This window comes from Bartonella sp. MR30HLJHH (assembly GCF_042194195.1).
GTDB classification, from domain to species: Bacteria; Pseudomonadota; Alphaproteobacteria; order Rhizobiales; family Rhizobiaceae; genus Bartonella; species Bartonella grahamii.
This window is the reverse complement of sequence record NZ_JBHIMO010000002.1, coordinates 93578-113358: the sequence shown is the minus strand read 5'-3', so window position 1 is coordinate 113358 and position 19781 is coordinate 93578. Positions and strand designations below refer to the sequence as shown.

Genomic DNA, 19781 nt, shown 5'->3' with positions numbered 1-19781 from the left:
CTCATTTCACAACAGCATTTATGAATAATATAACGATAAAGCCTTCCCCATAAATGCTATAAAAACAAAAGATATAAAAATGCGTGATATCAAATCTATTATACACCACCATCTTTACGCTCATGAAAAGAAAGCTAAACCCTCATACACGTTTTAATCTTAAAATGCAGCGATAAGTCTTAGTACTTGAAAACATTCATAAGAGGCATTTTTATTCCTTTCTTAAGTGTTTTTGTCCCCACTCACCAAGCCCGCTTGTGACATGTAAGAAAATGTTTTTGATTAATTCACAGCAATAAAGCTTGAAAAGAAAAAATCTTACAAGTTTCAGAATTATCTAAAAGTGACAACGCAATGAATTATCATTATAAATAAATATGTTATAATCATGAAAGACTGCGCTTTGCCTCAGACTATTTTCTCTCATTTTGCATCGAATTTAATACGGGGACACCCTCGGGCACAAAAAAACGACAATAAACCACCATAAAATACCTCACAACAATGCGCCTCACCCATGCACCCTAATGTAGTCCCATAAATCTAGTGTAAGTCTCATGTAATCTCATTGTATTGTGAATTAGCCCCTTTCAATGCCCATCATCTCTCTCTGGCATCATGGTATAACGTAAAAGCTTCTGTGACGTAAAAAAGCCTTTTCACATCTTTACTTCATGAAAACCGGCTTCTTCGCTCTCTTTGCTCACTTGCGATATTTGATCGTTATTGCATTGAGAATGATCCATAAGAAACATTTTTACAATTTTTTCAATGATTTATATTGCTCATCTTATGATGTATAAGCAAATGATTTAAATTGTTTCAACATGAACAGATTTGAAATGAAAATATTTTATTCTATTACTCTATTGGGGTTTTTGCCCATGAGAAGTGATAATTTACCTTTCCAAATCGATCTATCATATAAAATAATGTGCTTTTGAAACTTTAAATCCAGAATACATTTCTGCTTTGTATACATTAATCTCTCACTCATTCACTGCGTTTAGGAGCGCAGATAAAGTCACGCATTATGGATGAAAATGGATAGGACATACGCTCTTGTGATACCAAATGACAATCCAGTAAAAAAATCAAATTGCTTAAAATACTCTTTGGGTGTTTTGAGAAAATTTTTGATCTAATAGCTTATTATCACTTTATTGCAACATTGCAATATTTTGCTGGGTATGTGCATTTTTATAAAAATAAATCCTAATCCATTTTTTATTTCTTTTTTGTTTTGGCCTTTTCTGCCGTTTTCCTATGCCAACGAACCTTTCTTCAAAAGAAAGAAAATATCTTGAGTTTATAGCAGAAAATGGATGATGAGACATTGATTTTGAATCATAACATGGATGAGGCGTGTTTAATTTTGTGGGATATCATCTTCAATTTAGTGTAGTTCAATTTAGTGTAGTTATTGTAGCAGAGGTGCTTTCTTTTGATGTATCATGCGACCTTGTTGGAAAACATTTAGGCTATGATAAATGTATGGTCTTAGATTGTAGGTTACTTTATATCCCCTGATCACTCCTGAAACTGCTCGTTCAATGAATAACAATTTTAACCAAGCATTTTTGCAAAAAGTTCTTTGGGTAAACGTCGCGGTTTTGCCTCCTCATTAATCAGAGCAATTTCAACTTTAGCTGTTACCAACGTGGTCGCCTCATGCAAAATAGATTGCTCCATAAAAAAGCGTGCCCCTTGGATATGAGTAACACATGTTTTAACAACTAAAAGATTATCAATTTTAGCTGGTCTTGAAAAATTAATTTCCATATGACGCACAACAAAAAACAGTTTTTCCCCCTCAACCCCTGCTGCTAACATCTTATTATTAAAACCGGTATCCCGTAAAAACTCTGAACGTCCTCGTTCAAAAAACTCAAGATAACGCGCATGATAAACCACACCGGAAAAATCTGTATCCGCAACATAAACGCGGACCTGAAAGTTATGAAAAGAATTTGTATGATTGCTCTTAAAAGGAGTTATTTCTGTCATTGGCTTCATGTCCCATAAAATCATCTAATATAGCAAATTGTTTATCAATCAAAAGATTGAACACATTTTTGTGTTGAAGTTGTGAAAAGAAAAAGCCCCCCCTTAATCGTGCAAGACCTTTTTGGTCAGAATATACTAAAAGAAGCACGTCTCTTGTATTTTATGACCTTGCTATAAAATATTCACATAGTTTCTTTTAATAAAGAGAATATCTTAGTCATCTTCCCCATCCCATAAAGACGTCTGAAGTGATGAATTGTCTTGAGCATCAGAAAGTTGAGAACGCCTTTGTATAGAGGTTGTAGAGGCAGGAGCAGAAAGCCCTAAATGGCTCCAAGCCTTTTCAGTTAGAATGCGTCCACGAGCGGTTCTTTGAATAAAACCTTGTTGGAGCAAATACGGTTCAACAATATCTTCAATGGCATCGCGTGGTTCTGATAAAGCAGCAGCAATTGTTTCAATCCCCACCGGTCCCCCTAAAAAAGTTTCCGCAATCAGGAGCAAGTAGCGACGGTCAAGCGGATCAAGCCCAAGATGATCGACCTCAAGGCGCGAAAGTGCTTCATCAGCGATTTTTTGGTCAATTTGTTTTGCCTGTTTAACCAAAGCAAAATCACAAACGCGCCGTAAAAGCCGCCCAGCAATACGAGGAGTCCCCCGTGCTCGGCGTGCAATTTCATGAGCACCATCATCACTGATCTTGACGGCAAAAAGCCGTGCATTACGCTGCACAATATATTCCAATTCTTCTATAGTATAAAAATTTAGACGAATTGGGATGCCAAAACGGTCTCTCAGCGGTGTGGTCAAAAGCCCCAAACGTGTAGTTGCCGCTACCAAAGTAAATTTAGCCAGATCAATTTTCACCGAACGTGCTGCCGGCCCCTCTCCAATAATCAAATCAAGTTGATAATCTTCCATGGCTGGATAAAGAATTTCCTCAATCGCCGGATTTAAGCGATGAATTTCATCAATAAACAAGACATCACGTTCTTCGAGATTGGTCAAGAGAGCGGCTAAATCTCCTGCTTTAGCGATGACAGGTCCTGAAGTAGAGCGAAAATTAACGCCTAATTCTTTTGCCATAATTTGTGAAAGCGTTGTTTTTCCTAACCCCGGTGGTCCTACAAACAAAACATGATCCAGCGCTTCTTGCCGCGTTTTTGCTGCTTCAATAAATATTTTTAAATTAGCCCGTGCCGCTTCTTGACCAATAAAATCATCGAGAACTTGTGGTCTTAAGGAACGATCTGGATCGTTAGGAAGGGAAGCGGAACCCAGAAGGCGTTTATCTTCATCTTTATGCATTGTTACCTTGATTTTAAGTAGGAGAAGAAAGCAATTTGAGACTATGGCGGATCAGCAGGGCAGAAGAAACAGTTTCCTCCTCAAGATCGTTCATCGCAAGAGCAAGAGCACGGGATGCTTGCTCCCGTTCAAACCCTAGCTTCATCAACGCGGAAAGCGCGTCATGCGCAGGTTGATTGGTCATCTCACGCTGAGGAACCGAAACAGTCTTGAGCGCTTGTTCAAAGGGGAGTGTTTTACTTTTCAGTTCACCCACAATTCTTTCACTGACTTTTTTACCAACGCCCGGCGCTCGACTAATCATCGCAACATCGTTTAAGGCAATAGCTTGTGCGAGTTCATCTGGCGATAAAGTACCCAAGATTGCCAAAGCAACCTTTGCCCCTACTCCAGGAACATTTTGTAGAAGACAAAACCACTCCTGTTCAGCTCTTGTAGCAAAACCAAAAAGGCGGATTGCGTCTTCACGAACATGCGTTTCAATAAAAAGGCTTAACGCCTCCCCAACAGAAGGTAAAGAAGGACGGAGCCGATTTGACACAAAAACAACATACCCCACACCGTGCACATCAAGAAGGATATGATCATCAAAGATATGCTCAAGGGTGCCCTTTAATTTGCCAATCATGTTGCCACCCCACTCATATCGCCATCCTGGACTGATAAGATCGGTCAATACTGTTACGGTGCATACTATGACAAAGAGCAAGAGCAAGAGCATCAGCCGCATCACTGCTATCAAATTCAGCACGTGGGAGGAGAACTTTTACCATCATATGGATTTGTTCTTTAGCACCGTGTCCAACACCAATAACCGATTTTTTCACTTTGTTGGGCGCATATTCAAAAACAGGAAGAGTTGCTTGCGCAGGAACCAGCAGTGCAATTGCACGCGCTTGCCCAAGTTTTAAAGTTGCTGTAGCATCTTTGTTGACAAACACATGTTCTACAGCGGCTTCATGGGGCATAAATTGATGCACAACCTCTGAAAGACCTTTGTGGATCTGACATAGTCTAGAAGCCAGCTCACACTTTACATCAGAAGAAACCGTCCCTGCTGCAATAAACTGAAGACGATTACCCACAACATCGATAACGCCCCACCCTGTACGCCGTAATCCGGGATCAATGCCTATAATACGAATCGTCTCTGCCATAAACTACAGTCTATACACTTTTCCCCCCTGTGAATAAAGATGTGAATAAAGATGTGAATAAAGACAAGACCACAAACAAAACAGCAGCACAAGACAAAACCAGTCAAAAGATGGTCATGCCCCCCAATTTATACAATTATAAAACGCAACGAACAGCATCTTTATGGAACATACTTTATGAAACATAACTAAAATCAATCAAAATCTTTTGTCTGCACATCACACGTGGGATTTCCGTGTGGAGTGAAACTGTACAAGAAAGGACTAAAATGCCTCTAATGAACCGTCTCAAATGCCAAGAACTTGTCGCAACATTGGGGACTGGCAAAGATGATGATAGTGCCAGCTTTTTCCTTTGCAAGCGTAAAGATGAGAGAGGCTCAATGGATGTAAGCAAGAACTGAGAGGTGTTTTTGAATATACTCATTACATCACAATGTCATTGTATGGAGGGGGACATTGCATGGGGGCACAGAGAACCCCTAAGGCATTCATTATATGGCACTTTATTTTGGATGTTTTATTTTACGCGAAGAAAATAACTTCCATTCAAAACAAGAGAAGCCCCAAAACTGACACAATGTGTATCATCCTCATTAACACACGCTTTACAGCAACTTTATAGGCATAAGTTATAGAGCATAAATAAATTGATATACAAGCCCCAGCTCTATCTAGCGCCCGATCATTATCATAGCCAAAACAAAATCACACGATATATCAACAGAAAGTGTTCCAGCTGCAATCAATCAAAGCCGATTTCCACAAGACCAACCATACCCCATCCCATACCATAATTCGAAATCAATACCTCTCAGCTATAAGCTCAAGATATTTCCTACGCTCAAATAGAAATTAGGCAGAAAAAAGCACTCTAGATTGGTTTTATTTGTGATATTTTGGTTGTGAAAAATGGGTATATTGCTCTAAATATCGCAAGAAAGAAGCAAGGCGCTATTCTTCTCAAAACACCCCCAAAAGCTGTTTTCAGTAATTCGATTTGTTTTCCCACTGGATTATCATCGCTTAAACTACAGCCTCCCCTTATTTACCAGCGCGCTTAAACTACAGCCGCATATCTAAACGAAAAAATGCGCGCTTCTAAACGCAATGAATGAGAAACAAATTGGCGGAAAATTTCTGGCAATTCATGCCAATGAAAGGGAAAAATTCCAATATTGGTGTATGAAGTGACACTTTTACAATTGCTTTTTTATTTGTTCTGATGACATTTCCCCTTCGCGCAAAGCAAGGGAATACCTCTAAGAACGCCCAAAGGCAGTTTTGAGCAATTCGATTTGTTTTCCTACTGGATTATCATCTTCTAAGGCACAAGAGGCTGCAGTTTCCCACCCAGCACGCATATACTGTATGCGCGCTTCTAAACGCAATGAATGAGAAACAAATTGGCGGAAAATTTCTGGCAATTCATGCCAATGAGGGGTTTCAAGTTCCAATGTTGGTGTATGAAGTGACACTTTTACAATTTCTTTTTTTATTTGTTCTGATGACATTTCCCCTTCGCGCTCTGCCCGAAGAAGAAGGAGTTGAGAAGCAATTTGCATCAGTCGTGTACTTAAATACATAGCTTCTTTCGCATAGATTGCAGAAACTTCTGCCGAAAGGGAACGTGCCACTAATTTCCCTTCTGAATCAATATACGCTGCGGTTTTTTCAATCAGCGCCATTGTTTCTTCATAGAGACGATTAAAAGCATTTTCAAAAGCATTATGCTCAATCATGATAATAGGTTCATCATATGGACGTTTATGTACACTCACGCTTTTATACTCCAAGTATCAGCACAAAATTACACCACTCAACGAATAGAGTATTAAAAAGTTTCTTTTGTTGCTGTGTAGAACGCTTTTTTTTTAAACTGCTACCTCTTTTAATTTTTTTGCGCAACGCGCTTTTTATACTAAGGTTAACGCACCCAACAAACGCTACAGGAGCGTTTTTCTTATAAACGGATCAGTTTCCTTGAAAAGGACCACTGCCAAGATCGCCGTCTTTCACAATAATAGGCGACTCCAAATTGCAGAGCAATACCCGTTATTATTAAGAGGGTATCGGAAAAAAACGTTCCTGTCATCACTGTTTTTATAATTTGTCCAAACATCGCAAAAATGGTTCCCGTTACAAAGACCGGTAAACTATGTTTTCCTAAGATTGCTAAAGGATGTTTCTGAGAGACATAAAACCATTTATTGATGCAGGGCAAAGAAAGAATAAAAAAGGCTAATGCAAGAACATGGAGTAAACGTGGCAAGCTTAAAAAGGTTTTATTAAAGTTCAGCAATGGGGAAGACCAGCCAAGCCACCCCAAAATACCCCACCAGTTTAAGCGAACCCATAACAGCGCCAACAAGAGATACGCTGCCGCACAAACAATCCAAAAAGACTGAAAAGCGATTGTTTTTCCTTGTTTAAGCGCTAAAGTACTGGTCAATCCTATGACAAATAAGAATTGCCAAGACAAAGGATTTAAAAACCACTTTCCCTCTAAGGGATAAGAAGGAGGAGCAATTTTATAAAATCCGCAGATAAGATACAGTGTAAACGAGCCCAAAAGCAGCCACTTTGTCTGTTTACAACTCAAATAAAGGATAAAAGGCGCAAAAAACATCAAAACGATATAAAGAGGAAGAATATTATTATATCCCAATTGATGCCCAAAGCTTAAGGTACTCAAAAATGCGATACCAGGCTCTTTAAAAAAGAGTCCCACATTGTTCATTGATAAAAGTTTTTCTGTTTTCCATAATAAAAAGGCAGCAAAAAAAAGACTTAACGTGACAAAAGTAGTAAAAAGATATGCGCCATAGAGCTGCAAAGCTCTGTACCACAGTTTTCGGATGATAAAAGCAAAGGATTTTTGCTGTAACCGTCCATGAAAACTTAACCCAAGAGCAATCCCTGAAAGCAAAACAAACACTTCTGCACAATCAGAAAAACCGAAATTTCTATGGGTAAAAGACTCATAGATCGTTCTGGGAATATGGTTGATGAAAATCGTCAATAAGGCTAAAGAACGAAAAACGTCAATACGCGTATCACGGTGAAAAGGTTGAGTATTATGCTCAAGAACACCTTGGTATTTCATCAGTGGACTCCCACACGCCACAAACCCCTTGAAGTCCCATAAAAATGGTGGTTACCCTTATTGCCAACAAGCATCAACAGGATGAAATTTTAATTTTTAAGAGTCAAGTTTCATTTTAAGCGTTTATTTTTTAAAAGGCAAAGTTTTTTTAAAGGTAAAAGAACGAAAAGAATCCATACATGTATCACAGCAAAAAGGCGACATATTATGCTTAAAAACACTCTCATTTCTCATAAGCAGGCTCCCACACACCCACAAATCCTTTAAATTACGTGAAAATGGTGGTCACTTTCATCGCAAATAAGCATAATAGAATGAAACTTTAATTTTAAGCATTATTTTTCTCTAAGAAACAGGGATTTGACATGACAGAACAAAAAAATAAACCAATTGATCCACCTCTTTTCCCTCAGTTGATTTTAACACTCGATGTTCGGCGCAACACCCCACACACATTTTTGCAGCAAATTTTGCAAACAAAGTCTTTTGCATGCGTCATCCTCTATGATTCTGAAAAGTTGAAAGATGATAGCTCTTTTTTACAACAACAAGCGCAAACTTACGCAGAAGATATTCAACATCATAACGCAGCCCTTCTCATCGCTGATGACAGCCGCATTGCTGGGCGCATAAAGGCTGATGGATTGCACATAGAAGATGATCTTAACGCTCTTGAAAGCTTCAAAAATCAGCAAAAGGAACAAAAAATCATAGGCTTTGGCAATCTGCGCAATCGCCATAGTGCTATGCTTGCAGCGGAAACAGGTGTTGATTATCTATTTTTTGGCAAATTAGGGGCTGATAAAAAACCCCATGCGCACCCCCGCAATCTCCAGTTAGCAACATGGTGGGCAGAAATTATGCAAACCCCCGCCATTATCCAAGCAGGAAGCGATTTTTCAACCTTTGATGAAGCCTTAAAGACTGGATGTGAATTCATTGCTGTAGAAGAAGTGATTTTGGGAAACGACAACCCCTTAATACTGCTTAAAACAATGCAAGAAAAATGTGAAAACACCCCCTTGTAATATAGGAGGAGAATTTATAAATAAAGCGTTAATAAAAATCCAAACACTCGCCACTATATTACTTATATAGAACACACAATAACAGATAAAGAGGATACCTCGAAACTCAATAAAACTACTTAATAATTCAATCAAATTGATGAAAAATCTAGTGTCTTTTTTTCATATAATATATAGAAAAAAGGATCATAAAAACTTTCTCGTTCAATGTCTTATAAAGACAAAGCATTATGATTGGGGAAAATGGTCATTTTCAATATTGGTGCTGAATACCAATAGCTGACGATACAAATATGCAGGGGACATAAAAATGCAATATAGCGGAACACTTGAAGATCTTACAAACATAATTTGCAAAGCTGGATATCAAATCAAAGAAACTAAACCTCTATCACATCCATCCCCTGAAGGATATCAGATCAAAACCTCCAAAGGAGGCACTATTAATTGGTATAAAAGCACAGGAAAACTTCAAGTTCAAGGCAACGAAAACATAAAACAAAATTTAATAGAAGATTTAGCAAAGCATCTAGAAGAAACATCAACGATTCCTTCTTCAAAAACTGCTTCCAATCCTTCAAATAAAAAAATCTTTATCGTTCATGGTCATGATTGTTATGCCTTAAAGGAGCTTGAAAATGCTCTTCTCAAGCTTGGTCTCGAACCATACATTTTACAAAATACGAGTGGTAATGGTTTAACCATCATTCAAACTTTGAAAAAAGAAATTTGTAACGGTTCTATAAAATTTGGTATTGTACTCCTCACGCATGATGACATGGGTTATGCTATATCTCAAGATGAAGAAACAACACAACCCCGTGCGCGACAAAAGGTTGAAGAAAAAATTCAACCCCGTGCACGACAAAACGTTATTTTCGAAATGGGCATGTTAGCTGCCGCACTTCCTCTTGAGAGGATTGCTCTCCTACAAAAAGAAGGCATTGAAATGCCTTCAGATGTTGGTGGAGTTTACTACCTTTCTTTTAAAGAACACGTAAAAGAAACATTTCCCAAACTTATTACGCGCTTACAAGAAGCTGATTTCTCTTTTAATACAAATACAATTACTCGTGCATTAAATTAAATTTGAATAATGCTTATGTTTATTTTTTTTAAGCGCACGCCCAAAACCACAAGGCACCCCACCACATTCCACAGACACACATATCCTATAGGCTCAAAGAAACGATTTACTCCCCACTCTTATTCAAACAGCAAGCGATTGTGCAAATTTAAATGAAGAGACTGCGTGTGAATTCACTACCGTAGAAGAAATCATTTTAGTCTCTTTGATAAACGCGGGGCTGTTGTCATAACTTTGGTAATTGTTCCAGAAAGGTTTAAGAGGCAGATAGCCTCTGATTAGATTAAAGAAAAATAGGAAATTCACGTCAGGCATGTACTACAGCTACAATTTCGATTTGATTTGCAGCTACTCGATACAATATAAGGTAATTTGGATGCGCTACAATTTCTCGTAATCCTAATACCTTCTCACTCTGCCTGTATAAATATGGATGTTTTGCCAATGGCAATACGGATGCTTCCAAAAACCTTTTCATTCGGCGCGCAGCGGATGGATTTTCGCGAGCAATGTACGTTAAAATCTGACGCAAATCATCGCGCGTCGAAGACAACCAAACAACCGGAAGCATCACTTTTCCTGTTCAGCTTCAAGCTGACTGATTATAACTTCCATTTCAGCCATAACCTCATCATGCGGAATAGGAGGATATGGATTTGCAAGACTTCTCGCTACCTTATCGCGCAGCCATGCAGTGTAGCTGCTTTCCTGTTCAACAGTTTCGAACTCTGAAATTAGCGGAGAAAGGGTGGTCTTCATATGTATGTCCTTTCTATTCCTGAATATTGAAAATAATTACTCTTGGCTATGTTGTCAATACTAGAGAATTGAAAATGTTTAACTTTTAAGCGTCCAAAGTTCTTTTGATCTTAAAACTTAAGGCTTTTTAACCCTCTCAAAAAACACGGGGGCTAATGTCATGATTTTGGTAATCATTCCAGAGAGGTTGAAAGGCGAATAGCCTCTCATTAAAAAACAAATTTTGTAAGTAAAAAACTATTTTTATTGTAAATTTCCTGAAATTACTTTATGAATTAAAAGATGTTTTGGTCGCATACGCAACGACCAAGAGGGTCTTGAAAGCCCGAAAATCTAAACATGAATTTACCCCACTTTGTGGGTATCCCGGAATTCCGGGAGTTTTTGCTATGTCCAGGTGCTTTAAGCACTAAAAGCAAAAAAAGCTGATTAGATTTCAGTACTTTCAAGCTCCCGGAATACTCATGCGAGGGCGCTCGCAACCGGCGGGGAAAAATGCAATCTCAGAATCTTGATATTGACCTTTTTATTGGCAAAAAAATTCGCTTAAAACGAAAAATGTTGAAGATGTCTCAAAAAACATTAGGTCAACATTTAGGTGTCACTTTCCAACAAATCCAGAAATATGAAAAAGGCTTAAATCGTGTCAGTGCAGGGCGTTTAATGGAAATTTCTGATATTTTGAATGTTCCACTTTCCTTTTTTTACGCGGATATCTTAACAAAACAACAGCCCCCATATCATCATGATGAAATCGCATCGAGCACAGAGGAATATCTGCTGCTCAAAAGATTTAGAACTCTACCAACGGTAAAAAAGAAAGCCTTTTTACAGCTCATCGCTGATGAGAATGCAAGCTAACATAACGCGATAGTGTGCGCTATTCAAAGTTTCCCTTTGTGAAGCTTTATTGCTTGAATGCAAAACATGCCGCCCCTCCATTTTAAGAAACGACACGGTAAGAGACACTATTTTAATTTTTATTGTAAATTTCCTGAAATTACTTTATGAATTAAAAGATGTTTTGGTCGCATACGCAACGACCAAAAGGGGCCTTGAAAACCCTAAGTTCTAGCGTAAAGATGAACCCACTTTGTGGGTATCCCGGAATTCCGGGAGTTTTTGCTATGTCCAGGTGCTTTAAGCACTAAAAGCAAAAAGGCTGACTAGAACTCAGTATTTTCAAGCTCCCGGAATACTCATGCGAGGGCGCTCGCAACCGGCGGGGAAAAATGCAATCTCAGAATCTTGATATTGACCTTTTTATTGGCAAAAAAATTCGCTTAAAACGAAAAATGTTGAAGATGTCTCAAAAAACATTAGGTCAACATTTAGGTGTCACTTTCCAACAAATCCAGAAATATGAAAAAGGCTTAAATCGTGTCAGTGCAGGGCGTTTAATGGAAATTTCTGATATTTTGAATGTTCCACTTTCCTTTTTTTACGCGGATATCTTAACAAAACAACAGCCCCCATATCATCATGATGAAATCGCATCGAGCACAGAGGAATATCTGCTGCTCAAAAGATTTAGAACTCTACCAACGGTAAAAAAGAAAGCCTTTTTACAGCTCATCGCTGATGAGAATGCAAGCTAACATCGCACGGATAGCGCACTATTCATAAGCATTCATACGTATTTTAAAAAGCAGCCCCCATTGTAAGCATTTTTTCATTTTAGGAGGAGATGCCCTTAATATAATAGAAGATAAGCATTTTTACACACGACACCCCTTCATTATTATTTTTAACAGGATTGTTTTAAACAGTCTGGCTCTCGTCGACATTTATACTATTTTTTTAACTTACCCACCCCTACCCTAACTTAAGACGAAAAACTGAGAAATAAAAAGTAATATAGAAATGAGATTCTTATACGGCTTGTAATGATGAAAGAAAAATGTGAAAATTCTGATCGGTAATGAGGAGAAAACACCATGATCAAGAGAAGCGTCAAGCTGCTTATCTTAGGCGTGATTGGACTTGCAAGTTCTGCTGTCAATTCAGCTGGAAACACTGAAGAATTCTCAAGTTCTGAAGGCTCTTTCAATACGATTCAAGAAGCTTCAAACACTCAAGAACCTTTTCAGCCCTTAAAAGCTGGAGACTATGATCAAGCCTATGACTATTACATCCAAGGTTATTATTTAAAAGCTTTTCGTGAAGCACTCCGACGTGCTGAAAAAAATGATCCTTTTGCACAAACTCTTCTTGCCCGAATTTATATGGAGGGATGTGCTGTCCCTATTGACGGTGCGCGTGCTGCTTTATGGTTTGAACGCGCCGCAAAACAGGGGGAACCCCAAGCACAACTACGCTATGGACTTATGTTATTTGATGGTCACTTTATAAAACAAAATCAAGAACTTGGTGAACAATTCATTCAAAAAGCTGTCAATGCAGGCGTCAAGGAAGCCTATTTTTATTATGGACAACTGCTTCTTTATAAAGCTTCACAGGAAAAACAAGCTCTCCCCGGTGTTTCTTCCCAAAGTCGTGAAAATGAAGCAATCGAGCAAGCCTTAAAATTGTACTTAAAAGGTGCTGCTCTTGGGGATGCTGAAGCTGCTTTTTCTGCTGCAAAAATTCTTGCCTTAGGCACATTAAAACGACCAAAGGATGATCGCAATGCCCGCAAACTCATGGAGGTAGCGGCTCAAAACAACCACTTAAAAGCTCAACTTCATTTAGCACAATGGCTTATACAGGGGCGTGGAGGAGAAACAGATTTTTCCCGTGCTTTTCATTTGCTTCAAAGAAATGCTATCAACATGGTAGCACCAGCACAGATTTCCCTTGCAAGGCTTTATCGAGATGGCACAGGAACAAAAGGCGATATAATAATGGCAGCGGCATGGTATATGCTCGCAAAGGAAGCAAAAATGCAAGCCCCTGATCTTGAAATGATGCTCCAAGGCATGGACAAAACACAACTAGAAAAAGCGCACAAAGAAGCAATAAAGCTCCTTCCTGTTTTTTAAAATACTCCTCTCTGCTTCAAAAAGATAAAATTTATAGAAATTCCGGAAGATTTTGCACTGTCCAGGTGCTTTAAGCACTAAAAGCAAAATGCTGATTCGGACTCAGTGTTTTTAACTCCCGGAATACCAATGCGAGGGCGCTCGCAACCGGCGGGGGCTTTAAAATGCAAAGTAAAAATTCTCATATTGATCTTTTTGTAGGCAAAAAAATTCGTTTTAGACAAAAAATGTTGAAGATGTCTCAAAAAACATTAGGTCAACATTTAGGTGTTACTTTCCAACAAATCCAGAAATATGAAAACGGCTTAAATCGTGTCAGTGCAGGGCGTTTAAAAGAGATTTCCGATATCCTAAATGTTTCGGTTTCCTTTTTCTATGCCGATATCATCACAAAACAACAACCCCCATACCACCATGATGAAATCGCATCAAGCACAGAAGAATACCTGCTTTTAAAAAGATTTATAACTCTCACCACTGTAAAAAAGAGAGCCATTTTACAGCTCATCACTGATCAGAATGAAAACTTTTAACATTATGATATAGGGCGCTACACTCTTTGTTCTTAACTTGCCTCCCACACCTCAAAGGACAGAAGTCCCTTCCCTATCCAGTTGATAAACAATCCGTCTTCTCAGAACAGAACTCTTTTAGCTTCCCATTTCATGTGGTTCATTTCACAAGATTATCCGGACAAGCCCCCCCTCATATATTCACCACACATTCTCATAAAAATATCACATGTGCAAAGTTTGATGCCTTACAGCACCACACCTCAAACGATAGTATTTTACAGCAAACAAAATAAGCATTCATGCGGATTTTAAAAAAATAGCCCTCAAAAAGCAATGCTTGAAAATTTTTTTGGTCAATCTGGAACAGCACCTAACGCATGATTTTATAATGGTGACAGAGGACGTGATCTTAACATGCAAACGCAAAAAATTGCTTTTTTATCACAATCACCAAAAACAGCTGTTTATTAAAATATACGCCGCAAGAAGCACTTCAAGCAACCTTTACAGCTGAAACCATTATTCATTGATTAATTAACCGATTGATTAGATACCGATATGTTGTTAAGTAGCTATAGGTAAAGTTGCTCTTAATTTCTGGAATAGGAGCTTCGCAAAAAAGAGCAACAATAAGTAAGGGGAATTAATGATGTTAAAATATTTATTGCTGTCACCGGTTGTGTTGGTGGCAGGTTGCGCATCTGTAGGCAATTATTCATCAAATTATGTTGATCAAAGTCTTACAAAGCGTCAGGCACAATTAGTCGCTAACAAATTTATTAGCGGTAACAAAGGGTTTTTACCACCCGCTACAACCACACTTCTTATAAAGAAAAATAATACAGCAGACAACTTTACTCCTGTATTTATCAATCTGTTGCGACAGAATGGATATAATGTGATTTATACAGATCAACCCCAAAAACAACAAAACATGGGTGTGAATTTGAGTTATAGAATAAGATTAAATAGTAGCACTATAGTGTCTCTTTTTCAGTATAACGTGAATGGAGAGCCGCGTTCTTATATAAATACTCAGCCCAAATGAACCCGCTATTTAATGTAAACATTCTCTATATTTTACACGTAAAGACTTAAAAGCTCTTGCCGAAAGGCAAAGAGATTTGCACCTTAATAAAAACCTCATTTTTAGCCAGAGTGGATAAATTTTATTATAGATTGTGACAATACAAAATAGTGCAAATTATAGCTTTGAGATTTAAGGAAAGAAGAATACTAAAAATAATGAAAATGCCCCATACCCTAGCAAATTATTACGCGAAGATGCAAATGCAAAACTTGGCTTATCTGTGATTGAAGCAGCTGAATAGCTTTCTATATCCCGTGTAGCATTTTCTAGGGTATCGGTAAAAATCCTTATAACGACATTTTCAGTGGGAAATTCATTGGCAAAAAAATTCGTTTTAGACGAAAAATGTTGAAGATGTCTCAAAAAACATTAGGTCAACATTTAGGTGTTACTTTCCAACAAATCCAGAAATATGAAAACGGCTTAAATCGTGTCAGTGCAGGGCGTTTAAAAGAGATTTCCGATAGCCTAAATGTTCTGGTTTCCTTTTTCTATGCGGATATCTTAACAAAACAACAGCCCCCCATACCACCATGATGAAATCGCATCAAGCACAGAAGAATACCTGCTGCTCAAAAGATTTAGAACTCTCACCACTGTAAAAAAGAAAGCCATTTTACAGCTCATCTCTGATGAGAATGCAAGCTAACATCACACGGATAGTATACACCACGCTCTGTCCCATAAGACACTATAATAAACTCCGTATTCAAATATTCACCACACATTCTCAATTAAAAACACCTCATGGTTTTACGGAACTTATATCATTGCCATCAATTATATCATTGCCATCAATGATGATATTTTACGACACAACGGGATAAATTCCTCCAAAAATTCTAAAAAATTTTTGTGCAAATTTTTAAAAAGCTTGCGTCTGAGCGCTTTTTATGGTCTTGCAAAGAACTGAAAAGCAAAAATACATCAAGGTCCTTTTTTACTTAAGCTTTTCTCTTTGCAAAAAACATGAGAAAACCTATGAAGCACACAGGACCATGAGAGAGCCGCAAGGCTAATCAAAGGAATTTGAGCCCGAAAATAACAAAAGAGCTCACCGTTAAAGGCAGCAAAGAAAAGCGCCATAACGACAACAAAAGAGTTCTTTTTGCAAGAATAGAATTGGATAGAAACGATGAAAATTAATGGCAATGAAATTCGCCCTGGTAATGTGATCGAACATCAAGGAAGCTTATGGGTTGCTGTTAAATGCAACGCTGTAAAACCAGGAAAAGGTGGTGCATTTAACCAAGTTGAAATGAAAAATTTAATTGATGGTACAAAACTTAATGAACGGTTTCGTGCTGCTGAGACGGTTGAACGCGTGCGCCTTGAACAAAAAGATTTCACATTTCTTTATCAGCAAGGGGATGCTTTGGTCTTTATGGATTCAGAATCTTATGAACAACTTGAACTTCAAAAGGATTTTGTTGGTGAACGTGCTGCGTTTCTCCAAGATGGGATGACTGTCACAGTTGAACTTTATCAAGAAAAACCTATTGGCATCTCACTTCCTGATCAAGTTGCCGTCACGATTGTGGAAGCCGATCCTGCCATCAAAGGACAAACGGTTACCTCCTCTTATAAACCCGCCATTCTTGAAAACGGGATTCGTATTCTTGTTCCCCCCTTTATGAATGCTGGTGAACGTATCATTGTAGACACCAATGAGTTGATTTATTTGCGTCGCGCAAATGAAAAAGATAAATAAAGGAATAAAAAATGGCCCATTCTGCAGTCATGAATGTCATGGTGCAAGCTGCAATGAAAGCAGGACGCTCGTTGGTGCGTGATTACGGTGAAGTGCAAAATTTGCAAGTGTCTTTGAAAGGACCAGCAGATTATGTCAGCCAAGCAGATCGCAAAGCAGAAAAAATCATTTTCAATGAATTAAGCAAAGCGCGCCCCAAATTTGGTTTTCTAATGGAAGAATCTGAAGAAATCATTGGCGAAGATTCCCAACATCGTTTCATTATTGACCCTCTAGATGGCACCACAAATTTTCTTCATGGCATTCCTTTTTTTGCTGTTTCCATTGCCTTAGAAAGTCAAGGGAAAATCGTTGCTGGTGTCATTTACAATCCCGTAAGTGATGAACTATTTACCGCAGAACGCGGTTGCGGTGCTTTTTTCAATGACCGACGCTGTCGCGTTTCTGCACGGCGCAGACTAGAAGATTGTGTCATTGCCACAGGTATGCCGCATTTTGGTCGCCCAAATCATGGAACCTATCTTATTGAATTACGCAATGTGATGGCGGAAGTTGCCGGACTTCGCCGTTTTGGCGCTGCTGCTCTTGATTTAGCTTATGTTGCTTCTGGCCGAACCGATGGCTTTTGGGAAGATAACCTGCAAATTTGGGATATGGCTGCTGGAATATTGATGGTTCGCGAAGCCGGTGGTTTTGTCACCGATAAAGAAGGCGGCAGCAATATATTCCGCAAAAAAAATATCATTGCTGGCAATGAACACATTCGCATCAAACTAGAAAAAACCCTCAAAAAAGGCATTTAGACCTCAGAAGTAGTGTCTTTTTAAAAGGCAATGCTAAAAATTCAACTTTGCAACATCCCCATAGAGATATCTCTCATCACGCAACCTTATCTCTTATTGAATTGCGCAAGTAATGATGAAAGTTGCTGGTCTTCGCCGTCTTAGCGCTGCTGCTCTTAATTTAGCTTATGTCACCGCAGGAAAAACCGATGGCTTTTGGGAAGATAACCTACAAATTTTTGATAGAACTACCGGCATACTGATGGTTCGCAAAACCGGTGGTTTTATCACCGATAAAGAAGGCAACAGCGATATATTCCGCAAAAAAAATATCATTGCTGACAATGAACACATTCGCAATAAACTAGAAAAAAACCTCAAAAAAAGTATTTAACTCTTACAGTTTTTTACAAAAACCTTAGAACCTTAAAAAACCACGTGGAGAGAGAGTTTTAAATTTTCTTTACATAAAACGATAGGAAATAACTGATCAGATAGTGACAAAAACATCATCACAAATAAAAAAATCTACTCGCTATACCCCCCCACACAAAAGCAATCCTCAACAGCTTACCTTATTGACGTTTCTGTTATTCAAATCCCCCTCCAAACAAGCTGCAAAAGGCAATAAACAAAAAAACATCATAACAAAAAGCTACAAAAAGCAATTATCGAACCCAAAACAAAAACACAGTCCATTCCCTCTCTCAATATATGCTCTTTATAGTGCGCTATCCATTGATCAAAAAACTCTCCTCTCTCATAAAAGCTGCCGCATATGCTTAAGAGTTTTCACGTCTTTTCCACCACTGCATAATGCAGAGATTTCAGAAAAACCACTGATTCATAGAGCTGTTCCCTACCCCTTTATTCAACCGTCTTACAAATAGTTTATCAAATGCCGACGACATTTATAATAATGAAAATTTTTGTTTTCCAAAATTGCTTTCTGCATTTCACTTGCAAGCTGTTCTTTATCTTTTTCAATAGCCTCTTTCAGCGCCTTTACCTTCTTATCCCCAAAGATAACTTTTAATTTTTCTTTTAACTTTTTTTCCTCAACAAACTTCTCCCAAAAGATCAACCGGTTATCGCATTTCTCATTTGATGATTTCATCCACTCTTTAACGCCTAATTTGTAAGCTTCTTCAAATGTTGGATTCCCTTCAACAATGGAAAGATTTTTTGCTCTATTTGTGTCATTCTCTTTACAAGTATTGATTACATCTCTAACTGTGACAGAATGGCAACCATTATCAAAGGCAACATAGCCCTTTTTCACTGTTTTAATAAGCTTCTTATAGTAAATGAAAATTTCTCTTGCCGCCTTATAATCACTGGAAATATCACACAACAACAACAACACATTCTTTTTACAATATAATAATAAAGTACACTCACCAGACCAAGATTCCGAAAGTTTTAGCATTTCCTCTATCTCTTTGTGTTCTATACTTATAGATATGTTGTCCCACAAAGTATCTGTAAATTTTTTCTTTTCATCCTCCCCTGTAAAGTTTTCCTTTTGGTGCTGTTTGCATTCAGCTGTAATCATATCATCAAGAACATATAACCACCAATGAAGTAATAACATCGTAGGTTGACTCCGTTTTTTGTTCGTAAGAGGATCTACAAACTTTTGCAGAGTTATTCCATTCTTTCTCATTAATCGCACTGCTTTTACACAAAATTTCTTAAAATACGAGTTATCCAAGACACTACATATTTTTTTGTAATGTTCATCAGTAAGTTTTTTTCAAGTGCTTGTCTGTACAATAAACGCACTTCGTGCTCCCCTCGAATACAAATATCCGTTACCAATGGAAGCCGATCTCCACTGAATTTCATATCTTCCCTAGGATTTTTTATCCCCAGTACGTCTCTTTCCCACTGTTTCACTCCCTCATCCCATTGTTTCAACCATTCCTGCGATACTTTTTGAGTTTTTGCAAAAAGCCTCTGTTCCCCTTGTGCAATAATATCTTGATATCCAACGCACTCTTGCTCTTTTTGCTCAAGTTGTTTAGTTAAATGCTTGTTCTGATAAATTGCCAATGCAAGCATTAAGCTTCCCCCACAACACACTATCATTGCAAAACCAAACAAAAAATCCACTGAGTATCCCAAATACCACGACTTCCCCATGAATATGATACAGAAAATCATAACGCCGAATCTTCTGCTCCCACATTCTTTCCCCCATTTCCAAATGACCTTAATTATAGCTATTATGGAACCTATTGCCCATTT

19 protein-coding genes and 2 pseudogenes are annotated in these 19781 nt (G+C 38.1%); 11 read left to right on the top strand and 10 right to left on the bottom strand.

The features are described from left to right. Window positions 1–1566 precede the first annotated feature (1566 nt). The 6 genes from ybgC to ACFIKR_RS01660 all read right to left on the bottom strand — a co-directional run bounded on the left by ybgC (window position 1567) and on the right by ACFIKR_RS01660 (window position 7578). Window positions 1567–2007 carry a tol-pal system-associated acyl-CoA thioesterase gene (ybgC, locus tag ACFIKR_RS01685; RefSeq protein WP_375658578.1) on the bottom strand — a complete coding sequence of 147 codons (441 nt, stop codon included), beginning with the start codon at window positions 2005–2007 and terminating at the stop codon, window positions 1567–1569. A 213-nt stretch (window positions 2008–2220) separates the two neighbouring features. Further along, window positions 2221–3315 carry a Holliday junction branch migration DNA helicase RuvB gene (gene ruvB, locus ACFIKR_RS01680; RefSeq protein ID WP_375658577.1) on the bottom strand — a complete coding sequence of 365 codons (1095 nt, stop codon included), beginning with the start codon at window positions 3313–3315 and terminating at the stop codon, window positions 2221–2223. A 13-nt stretch (window positions 3316–3328) separates the two neighbouring features. After that, window positions 3329–3943 carry a Holliday junction branch migration protein RuvA gene (gene ruvA, locus ACFIKR_RS01675; protein WP_375658576.1) on the bottom strand — a complete coding sequence of 205 codons (615 nt, stop codon included), beginning with the start codon at window positions 3941–3943 and terminating at the stop codon, window positions 3329–3331. A gap of 13 nt (window positions 3944–3956) precedes the next feature. After that, window positions 3957–4472 (bottom strand): crossover junction endodeoxyribonuclease RuvC, encoded by a 516-nt coding sequence (gene ruvC, locus ACFIKR_RS01670; protein ID WP_375658575.1) that lies wholly within the window; start codon window positions 4470–4472, stop codon window positions 3957–3959. 1262 nt (window positions 4473–5734) lie between these two features. Next, a complete protein-coding gene (locus ACFIKR_RS01665; protein ID WP_015856950.1) occupies window positions 5735–6253 on the bottom strand; it encodes a DUF1465 family protein in 519 nt (172 codons plus the stop codon). A 182-nt stretch (window positions 6254–6435) separates the two neighbouring features. Beyond that, window positions 6436–7578: an OpgC family protein gene (locus ACFIKR_RS01660; protein ID WP_375635530.1), complete on the bottom strand. Its 1143-nt coding sequence runs from the start codon at window positions 7576–7578 to the stop codon at window positions 6436–6438. 365 nt (window positions 7579–7943) lie between these two features. Here ACFIKR_RS01660 and ACFIKR_RS01655 point away from each other — a divergent pair, with 365 nt between their 5' ends. Continuing rightward, complete coding sequence (locus ACFIKR_RS01655) at window positions 7944–8606, top strand: thiamine phosphate synthase (RefSeq protein WP_375644454.1); 663 nt, start codon at window positions 7944–7946, stop codon at window positions 8604–8606. Window positions 8607–8916: 310 nt separating this feature from the next. After that, window positions 8917–9693: a TIR domain-containing protein gene (locus tag ACFIKR_RS01650; RefSeq protein WP_375658574.1), complete on the top strand. Its 777-nt coding sequence runs from the start codon at window positions 8917–8919 to the stop codon at window positions 9691–9693. Window positions 9694–10000: 307 nt separating this feature from the next. Here the strand turns inward: ACFIKR_RS01650 and ACFIKR_RS01645 are convergent, their stop codons facing one another. Both ACFIKR_RS01645 and ACFIKR_RS01640 read right to left on the bottom strand, forming a co-directional pair. After that, window positions 10001–10246, bottom strand: coding sequence for a type II toxin-antitoxin system RelE/ParE family toxin (locus tag ACFIKR_RS01645; protein ID WP_375658573.1), 246 nt, complete (start codon window positions 10244–10246; stop codon window positions 10001–10003). A 17-nt stretch (window positions 10247–10263) separates the two neighbouring features. Beyond that, window positions 10264–10452 (bottom strand): antitoxin, encoded by a 189-nt coding sequence (locus ACFIKR_RS01640; RefSeq protein WP_375619989.1) that lies wholly within the window; start codon window positions 10450–10452, stop codon window positions 10264–10266. Window positions 10453–10947: 495 nt separating this feature from the next. Here ACFIKR_RS01640 and ACFIKR_RS01635 point away from each other — a divergent pair, with 495 nt between their 5' ends. The 9 genes and pseudogenes from ACFIKR_RS01635 to ACFIKR_RS01595 form a co-directional block, all read left to right on the top strand. Continuing rightward, on the top strand, window positions 10948–11313 hold the full coding sequence (locus ACFIKR_RS01635; RefSeq protein ID WP_375658572.1) for a helix-turn-helix domain-containing protein: 366 nt from the start codon (window positions 10948–10950) through the stop codon (window positions 11311–11313). A gap of 371 nt (window positions 11314–11684) precedes the next feature. Further along, window positions 11685–12050 (top strand): helix-turn-helix domain-containing protein, encoded by a 366-nt coding sequence (locus ACFIKR_RS01630; RefSeq protein WP_375658572.1) that lies wholly within the window; start codon window positions 11685–11687, stop codon window positions 12048–12050. A gap of 339 nt (window positions 12051–12389) precedes the next feature. Then, window positions 12390–13433, top strand: a complete 1044-nt coding sequence (locus ACFIKR_RS01625; protein ID WP_375658571.1) for a tetratricopeptide repeat protein — start codon at window positions 12390–12392, stop codon at window positions 13431–13433. A 164-nt stretch (window positions 13434–13597) separates the two neighbouring features. Next, window positions 13598–13966 carry a helix-turn-helix domain-containing protein gene (locus tag ACFIKR_RS01620; protein ID WP_375658570.1) on the top strand — a complete coding sequence of 123 codons (369 nt, stop codon included), beginning with the start codon at window positions 13598–13600 and terminating at the stop codon, window positions 13964–13966. Between the two features lie 631 nt (window positions 13967–14597). Then, window positions 14598–14996, top strand: a complete 399-nt coding sequence (locus ACFIKR_RS01615) for a hypothetical protein (protein WP_375658704.1) — start codon at window positions 14598–14600, stop codon at window positions 14994–14996. A 315-nt stretch (window positions 14997–15311) separates the two neighbouring features. After that, window positions 15312–15687 (top strand): annotated as a pseudogene (locus ACFIKR_RS01610) (helix-turn-helix domain-containing protein). 486 nt (window positions 15688–16173) lie between these two features. Continuing rightward, a complete protein-coding gene (gene efp, locus ACFIKR_RS01605; RefSeq protein WP_273787683.1) occupies window positions 16174–16749 on the top strand; it encodes an elongation factor P in 576 nt (191 codons plus the stop codon). Window positions 16750–16760: 11 nt separating this feature from the next. Next, on the top strand, window positions 16761–17552 hold the full coding sequence (locus ACFIKR_RS01600) for an inositol monophosphatase family protein (RefSeq protein ID WP_375658569.1): 792 nt from the start codon (window positions 16761–16763) through the stop codon (window positions 17550–17552). A gap of 92 nt (window positions 17553–17644) precedes the next feature. Then, window positions 17645–17925 (top strand): annotated as a pseudogene (locus ACFIKR_RS01595) (inositol monophosphatase family protein); the annotation flags it as partial. A 486-nt stretch (window positions 17926–18411) separates the two neighbouring features. Here ACFIKR_RS01595 and ACFIKR_RS01590 read toward each other — a convergent pair. Beyond that, entirely contained in the window at window positions 18412–19197 is a 786-nt protein-coding gene (locus tag ACFIKR_RS01590) for a hypothetical protein (RefSeq protein WP_375658568.1), read from the bottom strand. A 14-nt stretch (window positions 19198–19211) separates the two neighbouring features. Next, window positions 19212–19646 carry a hypothetical protein gene (locus tag ACFIKR_RS01585; protein ID WP_375658567.1) on the bottom strand — a complete coding sequence of 145 codons (435 nt, stop codon included), beginning with the start codon at window positions 19644–19646 and terminating at the stop codon, window positions 19212–19214. Window positions 19647–19781: the final 135 nt, after the last annotated feature.